Source organism: Microcystis sp. M109S1, from assembly GCF_020247025.1.
Lineage (GTDB): Bacteria > Cyanobacteriota > Cyanobacteriia > Cyanobacteriales > Microcystaceae > Microcystis.
Window position 1 is genome coordinate 1 of the sequence record NZ_JADBRW010000143.1, and the last position, 7,728, is coordinate 7,728.

Here is a 7,728-nt window from a genome sequence, read left to right on the forward strand (position 1 = left end):
AGCTTACTTCATTGAGAAAGTCTAATTCTTCTTGCTTTTTCCAATCGGTTAGCATTGAAGAAGTTTGAGCGTAGCCTACTCTTTCTTGCTTTTCGTAGCATGCTTGTGTTCTGAGATGGAGAGCTTTGTTGTAAACCAATCTTACACAGCCCAAGGTGCGCCGCAATAGCGACTCTTGTTCTGGTGTGGGGTAAAATCGAAACGAATAGGCTTTTTCCATGTCTCACATTTTAGCATATATTTGGTAAATGTGTTAATATTTAACAGTAAAGCCGTCGTGAAACGACGGGGTTTCAGACCCAAATTTTCGATGATCATCGCAGGAGAAAGAAGCGGAGTCGGTAAAACTACGATTACCCTGGCAATCTTGGCCTATTTAATCAGTCGTGGCGATCGAGTGCAATCTTTTAAAGTCGGGCCCGATTATATCGATCCCATGTTCCATACTCATTTTACCGGTCGCCCCTGTCGCAATCTCGATCCGGTTTTAACTTCTGAAGACTATGTAAAAACCTGTTTTGCCCAACATTGTCAAAATGTCGATTATGCTCTGATTGAAGGGGTAATGGGGCTATTTGATGGTATTCAATTAAGCGATACTCAATTTCCCGATTATGCCAGTACCGCCCATATTGCCCGTATTTTAGGGCTTCCTCTGCTGTTAGTTATCGATTGTAGTCGTTTATCTACCTCTGTCGCCGCTATCGTCCGCGGTTATCAATCTTTAGACAAAAATCTCCATCTAGCCGGAGTTATCCTCAATCGGGTTGGTAGCGATCGCCACCTGCAATTACTGCAAACCGCCCTAGAATCGATCAATATGCCGATTGTCGGGGTTTTGCGTCGTCAAGATTCCCTGACAATTCCCGATCGCCATCTAGGATTAGTTCCCAGGGATGAACTAGGAGAAATCAGGCAACTGCAAGATCAACTGGCTTCTATTGCCCAAAACTGCTTTAATTGGGACATTCTCTTGCCTTTACTCACTATTTCTCCTCAAGAGAACCCGAAAAATCCAACAGGAGAAAATAAGCTTTTTCCCCCTATCCGTATTGGTATTGCTAGAGATAAGGCTTTTAACTTTTATTACCCCGATAATCTCGATATTTTAGCCAATTTAGGCGCAGAATTAATCTTTTGGAGTCCCTTGCAAGGGGCAAATTTGCCCGAAAACCTACAAGGATTGTACTTTGGTGGCGGTTTTCCCGAAATCTTCGCCCCGGAATTAGCCGCTAACACCCCTATCTTAACTCAGGTGAGAAAAGCGATCGCCTCTGGAATGCCCACCTACGCCGAATGTGGGGGATTAATGTATTTATGTGAAAAAATAATTGATTTTGAGCAAAAAAACCATTCCATGTTGCAAATAATCCCCCAATCTGCTATAATGTCCCCGAAACTAACCCTAGGTTATCGGCAAGCCATCGCCAAACAGGAGACGATCCTGCTCAAAGCAGGTCAACCAGTGCGCGGTCATGAATTCCATCGCTCCCAATTAAGCGGGGTGAGCGACGCACCGATTTATCAACTGCAAGCATTCCCCAAAAGTGCTATCAATGCCGAAGGGTGGCAAGGTAAGAATCTGCACGCTTCCTATCTGCACCTACATTTTGGGGCTAATCTCAGCCTGCCGAAAAAATTTTTAGCTGCCGGCCTTGATTTTTTCCGCATAGCTGCGTTAAGCTAATTGCAGATAAATCTGATAATCAATCCGTTAAGGGATACAGGAGGTGATGTCGATGGTAGAAAGTAGTAAAAGCATGGGTCTCTTAATCGACAATAGCCGGCTGTGCGCCGGGGCTGTTCTCTAGACCCCCACGTCTAAACAAGATTTAGACTAGCTGGAGTTCCTTCCGGCAGTCTGGTGTCGATTCCGATGACCCGCTACACCGCCCTTACCGAGCAATTGGTAAGGGCGGATAGTTTTTGAGGGTTTCCCGTCAGTATTGTCTAAACCTGCCCTGATTTTGCCCTAAGGGAGCCTTTCTTCACTTTAACTCTACGGGCGCAAACTAACCCAGCGCCGCTTCTGGTTTGGGGACACCATTTTAACGCCTGTCACCGAGATAATATCATTGGCCAAATTCTCTGCCATCATGGGAATGAGTTGATTTATATTATGCTTATAAGCTTTTATCCAGAATTCAGAGAGTTTCTCTCTCGCCTCCTCATTGACATAGATAGTTTTACCTGGCGTAATCAATACCATTGCCACATCACCGGAGTTTTCCGTGACGGCAAAGACAAACTGATCACGGTCGGACTTGAGACCTTCGTACCAGTAGTCTATGTGTTCTTCTAATTCGTATTCATAGAGAGCGCGTTCCATCTTGCCATCTTCTAGCAAGGCTTTACGCAGTGTATTGGCTATCTTTCTTTTTTTCATGGTCTTGTCTCTGTTTTTATCGGCGTTAAGTTTTGCCCATTAGACATCACTCCATATTAAGAGTGCCACCATAGAAATCGTCAATTAACCTGACAACAACCCAGTTCAGTGGCCGTTATCAAAATCACAGAACCTTGCCCGACTCGTCTAGACGAGCCTATTGAGCGACAGGGTGGCCACTTTGTAAACTGGTCAAGGGAAAAAAAATGAGATCACATCTTTCCCTAAGTAATTAAATTGTGTATAATAGCAAAAGAATAGCAAGGCTATATGCGTCGTCAAACTGTGTAGTCAACCTATAAGGTGTGAGGAAAAAACCATCATGTTAAAAATGTTCTGGAAATCATTGCTGGTTAGCCCAGCGATTTTAGGGGCTACCCTGGTAGCTTCCGCTAATGCTAGTAGCTTCGATCCCGCCAAATCTACCAGTGTTTCTACCGAATTTAACAATCTAGAAATCGCTCAAGTTCAGGACAACGCTGCAGGAACTGGCGAACTAATCAATCAGATCGAACAGTACGGTAACGAAGGTCAAGTTGCACCCGTACAGGGCAACACCATCGATCAAGTCACCAGCGTTAACCAACTGCGGGATGTTTCCCCCACCGCTTGGGCTTTCGAGGCTTTAAGAAGTCTTGTGGAGCGCTACGGTTGTATTGTTGGTTATCCCGATCGCACCTTCCGCGGCGACCGAGCTTTAACCCGTTGGGAATTTGCGGCTGGTTTAAACGCTTGCTTAAACGTGATGGAGCGTTTAATTCAAGATGGTGTCAACGTCCTCAAGGAAGACTTAGATGCCCTCAAGCGCTTGATGGATGAGTTCCAGGCCGAATTAGCGGCGTTGGGAGCTAGAGTTGATAACTTAGAAAGCCGGGTGTCTTTCCTCGAAAATAACCAATTCTCCACCACCACCAAATTAGCTGGGGAAGTTATCTTCGCTGTCACCGATACGGTCGGTGCCGGTAGCCCCGCCTCCCAGGCCGCCATGCAATACCGCGCTCGTTTGCTGTTAAACACGAGCTTCACCGGTCAGGACGTATTGAAAACTCGTTTAGCGGCGGGTAGTGCCACTCCCTTCGGATTTGATTACAAATCGACCACCACACTACAAAATGGTGATCCCGCTTCCGTCAGATTCGATAATCTGCAAAGTCCTTCCCTATTCCAAACTTGGACCGCGGCCGGTAACGGTAGCGATGTGGTTCTCGACTGGTTGGCCTACTATACCCCGATTGACTTAGGTTATTTTGGTCGCTTCAGTACCTACGTCGCCGCTTGGGGTGGTATTTGGAATGACTTCGTTCCCACCACTAACCCCTTCTTTGAAGACTTCGACGGTGGTAATGGTGCGCTATCTACCTTCGCTTCCGAAAACCCCATCTACCGTATCGGTGGTGGTTCTGGGGGTGGTGTTAGCCTACAATTAGGCTTCCTCCAAAGCATTGTCGGTCCGACCTCCCTATCCTTGGGTTACTTAGCCGGTGGTGGTGGCTCTAGTTCTGCGGCCAATCCTAACCCAGGTAATGGTCTCTTTAACGGAGATTACGCCGCTTTAGCACAGATTAACGCTAACCTCTTTAACTTCCTCAACGTCGGCTTCACCTACGTTAACGCTTACCAAGGTGCCGATACCGCCATCTTCGGTAACGGTGGTTCCTTCGGTGTAACGGGGACTTCCGCCGCTAACCTTTCCCAAACTCAGTTAAATACCCTGCTCAACGTCAACGGCAACAATCCTGATAGCGTCACCCTACAGGATGAAGTCGGTTTCTTCAACTTCGGAGCCAAAGTATCCAATAGCTACGGTTTAACCGGTGCAGTGGATCTTGGTTTCGCCAGCTTGAGTGCCTTCGGTTCCTACTCCACCGTGCGCTTACTCGGTCTCGGTGATGCGGAAGTGTGGACCTACGGTGCTGGTATTGCCTTCCCCGACTTAGGTAAAGAAGGAAATATCTTAGGTCTATTTGCTGGTGCGCAGCCCTACATCGGTCACTTAAGCTTCCGAGACATGGGTCTAAAAGTATCTAACATCGTTCCCTACCACGTTGAATTGTTCTACAAGTACCAAGTCACCGACAATATTTCTATCACCCCCGGTGTCATCTGGATTTCTGCACCTGAACAGTTCAAAGGCACTGGTAACGAGTGGATTGGCACTCTCCGCGGAACCTTTACCTTCTAGGATTTCCTAAATTAAACCCGAAACCCCACCCATGGTGGGGTTTTGTTTTAGGCAAATAGACGCTGATATTCTATCTGGATACAAGCATCCTTGACGAAAAACGTTAACAATATCCACAGGTTCGGGGATAGCCTCTAGAGAAGGATAGCAGCTTTGACCGTCAATTTGCTTGACCAGAGGATTGACCGGATAGACTCGATAACCCACCGCTTGCAGGAATTTGGCCACCTGATAACTGGCGCGGCTCGATTTCTCGGAATGCCCGACCACTGCGATAATTTTACTATTGCTGAAAATGGTTTTGAGCGCACCATCGTCTCCTTTAATATTCGGCATTGTCCCACCTATCTTAGAACAGAGTTTTGTTTCTCATAAAGATGAAGTGTAACCTAATTTGGTATCGACTTTTGACTCCAGCTTTAGCCACTCTAGAAAACTGACAGGAATGTTTAACTTTTCTACAGGAAAAACAGTTATTACAAATCGAAATCAATCCCTCGGTATCTGTAGGAAAATTTACCCGATGGTTGCCACTAAATACTCTGACTTTAGTTACCGCAAAACCTGATGAATTATCTTAGTATTATCATTCCGACTCTTAATGAGGAGTTAGGAATTGCAGCAACGTTAAAACAGATAGGTGCGGGAGTAGAAATTATTGTTGTCGATGGGGGAAGTACGGATAAAACTAGAGAAATAGCGAAAAAATTGGGAGATAAAGTAATTATTTCACCCAAAAAAGGTCGTGCATTTCAGATGAATTTAGGAGCAAAAATAGCGAAAGGAGATATTTTGTTATTTCTGCATGGAGATACTTTACTACCCCATGAATTTCAAGAACAAATTATCAATACTTTATCCCAATCTGGGATAGTAGCGGGGGCCTTTGAATTAAAAATTGATGGAGAGGAAAAAACCCTGCGTTTAGTGGAAAAATTAGTTAATTGGCGTTCTCGCTGGCTTTCCCTTCCCTACGGAGATCAAGGAATATTTTTAAAAGCCGCAATCTTTGCCGATTTGGGCGGTTTTCCTGAGTTGCCAATTATGGAAGATTTTGAATTAATACAAAGATTGAAAAAAAGGGGTAAAATAGCCATAGTTTCTGCATCGGTGATTACCTCGGCAAGACGTTGGCAAAAATTAGGAGTCTGGAAAACTACCTTAATTAATCAATTAGTTATTATTGGTTATTATTTTAAAATTCCGCCGCAAATATTGAAAAATTTTTATCGTTTATGGTCATAAAGGCTTGCTGAAAAAGTATTTTAGGTCATTGTGCAATGTAGGGGCGCAGGCGTTAAGCCCATAATCTGACATTGTGAACATTTTTCAGCCAATATCCAAGAGAGGCAAAGACAATTATACAATCGAAGAAACCCTACCAAAGAAGAGGTTTCCATAGACCAAACATTAACAAAAGTAATCAAAAATGTGGGGGGGGTAAGCATTACTTATTGGTAGCGGGCAATACCAGTCTTTTGAAAAATAAAATAGTAATATAATGGGAGAAAACTTACCAAAGAGGGTATGACAAATGACTCAATTATCAGCAAAACTAATCAAAAGTGCGGGGGGGGGTAAGCATTACTTATTTGTAGCAGGGGCAGCTCTAGCTATCCTAGCTCCTTTCCAAGCCGCCCAAGCTGTAATTATCGATTTTCAAAGCTTAGAACAAAATAACTCAGTCGTTAATTATGCCGGTTTTACCTATACCGAAGACGGTTTTACCCTAGATAGCCTGTCTACTTCTGAGCCCTTTGGATTTTTTGGCACTCAGGAATCTCGTTACCCCGGTTCCACCGCCTTATTCAATAATGAGATTGATGGAATCACCAGATTAACCCAAAATGGCGGAGGCTTATTTGACTTAAATTCTATTCAACTAACTAGCCTCAATGGTGATGATAGTGTGACTGTCAATTTTACAGGAACAAAAGCCGATTCTAGTACCGTTAGCCAAGCTTTTACTACCGATGCAATTCTCAGTACCCTAGAAACTTTTACCTTTAATTCTAGCTTCACCAATTTAGTATCTGTTGAATGGATTCAGGCATCCCCGTTTCATCAGTTTGATAACATCAATGTCACGCCGGTTCCCGAACCTTCAGCAATTTTAGGATTATTAGGTTTAGGACTTTTGGGCATCGGTTCTCAATTCAAACAAAAACGATAAATTGAAAAGTATGGGGATGGGAGGCTCTTCTCGACTTTGTGTGATAATTTTTGCTTATGGAATCGTGAAATGCTTATCGGGCAAGACTTTTAGGGCTATTTTGCGGATATTCTATCAGTATAGACCTCGTTTCCACACATAAACCAGAAGAGCCGATGGGATTTTTTCCATCTCCACTTGAGGAAAAACGCGGTCTAGAAACCTTCCAAATTTAACTCTTAATTTGAGTAAACAAATTTTTTTAAATTCCCTGGCAATTACTCAAAAAATTTGACATCTTATAGCGGACAGGTAAAAATAAAAACTTTTCTTTGCCAAGGCACCGATCGATAGGATAATTGATCATCGGAACATCTGCTCTGAGAATATGTCTCTCGATCGCCGTCAATTTCTTTATCTTTTAGGTGCTACCCTTGGCACAGCCACTCTTGCTGGTTTTAACCCTGCCGCTTTTATCGAAAAAATTAGATTTATTCAGCCAACTCTATATAGGGTTTTCATCCCTTGTAACCCCATCCATCGCATAACACAAACCGAAGAACCGGGCTATCTTAGGTTTGGTGGGTAAAATGTATTCTAAGATACAGTCCTGCTGGCGAGGGAGTGGAAGGAACCACAGAGACACAGAGGACACAAAGATTGATCGCTTCTATAGTAAGTTAAACTGATCACACAAAGAACTGATAGGCTTTTAGCGGCTTGAGAACAAGCTTTATCAATCTATTCATTTGACATCCTCGCCGCCGTAAAACGGACGGCGATTCCTCACCACGCCACTTTTTTAGGGTGGTCGCGTCAATGGGGTTGACGCAGATAGCGAAAAACGCTTAATTGCTTAAGTCTGACACTTCCGACCCGTCCATTTTGAGTGTCCGAATGCCGGACGGCCACTTTGAACAAGTCGAAAAAATCTCATGTTCAACCTTATTTCCTAGAAAGTTTTACTCGTTCAAGGCCGAATTTGAAGTCTTTTCTGAACGAAACCCC

8 protein-coding genes are annotated in these 7,728 nt (G+C 44.0%); 5 read left to right on the forward strand and 3 right to left on the reverse strand.

All coding sequences use genetic code 11. From position 1 onward, the window contains the following. Positions 1-220, reverse strand: a 220-nt coding sequence (locus IM322_RS06730) for a helix-turn-helix domain-containing protein (RefSeq protein ID WP_287713158.1), incomplete at its 3' end; no start/stop codon positions are given. 90 nt (positions 221-310) lie between these two features. Here IM322_RS06730 and IM322_RS06735 point away from each other — a divergent pair. Continuing rightward, on the forward strand, positions 311-1,687 hold the full coding sequence (locus IM322_RS06735; RefSeq protein ID WP_287075554.1) for a cobyrinic acid a,c-diamide synthase CobB: 1,377 nt from the start codon (positions 311-313) through the stop codon (positions 1,685-1,687). 312 nt (positions 1,688-1,999) lie between these two features. On the opposite strand, the gene IM322_RS06740 is transcribed toward IM322_RS06735, so the two are convergent. Then, a complete protein-coding gene (locus tag IM322_RS06740; protein ID WP_287754287.1) occupies positions 2,000-2,386 on the reverse strand; it encodes a hypothetical protein in 387 nt (128 codons plus the stop codon). 322 nt (positions 2,387-2,708) lie between these two features. On the opposite strand from IM322_RS06740, the gene IM322_RS06745 reads away from it, so the two are divergent. Next, positions 2,709-4,568, forward strand: coding sequence for an iron uptake porin (locus tag IM322_RS06745; protein WP_287676222.1), 1,860 nt, complete (start codon positions 2,709-2,711; stop codon positions 4,566-4,568). Between the two features lie 6 nt (positions 4,569-4,574). Here the strand turns inward: IM322_RS06745 and IM322_RS06750 are convergent, their stop codons facing one another. Beyond that, entirely contained in the window at positions 4,575-4,904 is a 330-nt protein-coding gene (locus IM322_RS06750) for a CoA-binding protein (protein WP_287676223.1), read from the reverse strand. A gap of 231 nt (positions 4,905-5,135) precedes the next feature. Here IM322_RS06750 and IM322_RS06755 point away from each other — a divergent pair, with 231 nt between their 5' ends. The 3 genes from IM322_RS06755 to IM322_RS06765 all read left to right on the forward strand — a co-directional run bounded on the left by IM322_RS06755 (position 5,136) and on the right by IM322_RS06765 (position 7,309). Then, positions 5,136-5,813, forward strand: a complete 678-nt coding sequence (locus IM322_RS06755; protein ID WP_287676225.1) for a TIGR04283 family arsenosugar biosynthesis glycosyltransferase — start codon at positions 5,136-5,138, stop codon at positions 5,811-5,813. A 289-nt stretch (positions 5,814-6,102) separates the two neighbouring features. Then, on the forward strand, positions 6,103-6,741 hold the full coding sequence (locus IM322_RS06760) for a PEP-CTERM sorting domain-containing protein (RefSeq protein ID WP_287676226.1): 639 nt from the start codon (positions 6,103-6,105) through the stop codon (positions 6,739-6,741). Between the two features lie 367 nt (positions 6,742-7,108). Beyond that, positions 7,109-7,309, forward strand: coding sequence for a twin-arginine translocation signal domain-containing protein (locus IM322_RS06765; protein ID WP_004163039.1), 201 nt, complete (start codon positions 7,109-7,111; stop codon positions 7,307-7,309). Positions 7,310-7,728: the final 419 nt, after the last annotated feature.

Coding starts and splice junctions, on each gene's coding strand:
- IM322_RS06760 (WP_287676226.1), top strand. CDS start 6,103: ATGACTCAATTATCAGCAAAACTAATCAAAAGTGCGGGGGGGGGTAAG.
- IM322_RS06755 (WP_287676225.1), top strand. CDS start 5,136: ATGAATTATCTTAGTATTATCATTCCGACTCTTAATGAGGAGTTAGGA.
- IM322_RS06750 (WP_287676223.1), bottom strand. CDS start 4,904: ATGCCGAATATTAAAGGAGACGATGGTGCGCTCAAAACCATTTTCAGC.
- IM322_RS06745 (WP_287676222.1), top strand. CDS start 2,709: ATGTTAAAAATGTTCTGGAAATCATTGCTGGTTAGCCCAGCGATTTTA.
- IM322_RS06765 (WP_004163039.1), top strand. CDS start 7,109: ATGTCTCTCGATCGCCGTCAATTTCTTTATCTTTTAGGTGCTACCCTT.
- IM322_RS06740 (WP_287754287.1), bottom strand. CDS start 2,386: ATGAAAAAAAGAAAGATAGCCAATACACTGCGTAAAGCCTTGCTAGAA.
- IM322_RS06735 (WP_287075554.1), top strand. CDS start 311: ATGATCATCGCAGGAGAAAGAAGCGGAGTCGGTAAAACTACGATTACC.